Source organism: Sutterella massiliensis (assembly GCF_016899755.1).
GTDB classification, from domain to species: Bacteria; Pseudomonadota; Gammaproteobacteria; order Burkholderiales; family Burkholderiaceae_F; genus Sutterella; species Sutterella massiliensis.
The window spans coordinates 1-347 of record NZ_JACJJC010000344.1 but is presented as its reverse complement, the minus strand read 5'-3'; the positions used below and the strand labels follow the sequence as shown (position 1 = coordinate 347).

Sequence of the window (347 nt, the reverse complement as noted above, 5' to 3'; positions counted from 1 at the left end):
GGAGCTCTACTGGTGCGCGGGATCCTGGGGGATGCTCTATCCCTTCACGGGCAACGTGCTCGGTCGAGACGGCATTCTGCGTACGACGAGTCTCATGGCGACGCGCACGCTCGCGGCGCTCCATCGGCGCGGACTCGAATGGCTCACCGTCGGCGACGAAGTGATGTGCGGCGGTGAGATCGCGCCGTTCCTGCCGAAAAACCAATACAGGTTCACGGTCATGTATCCCACACCCGAAACCGACGACTCTCACGTCATCGGGGAGAGCGATCTGCTCTGGGGCATGGGCCGCGTTTTGCCCGCCGTCGGCGAAGATCCCGTCTATCTCGTCTGGCGCTGGCTTGACT

Annotated in this window: 1 protein-coding gene; it reads left to right on the top strand. The window is 63.4% G+C overall.

Annotation, left to right across the window (positions count from 1 at the left end; all coding sequences use genetic code 11):
* The coding region (locus tag H6A60_RS12840) for a TraU family protein (protein WP_205105247.1) at nucleotides 1-347 on the top strand (347 nt) is incomplete at both ends.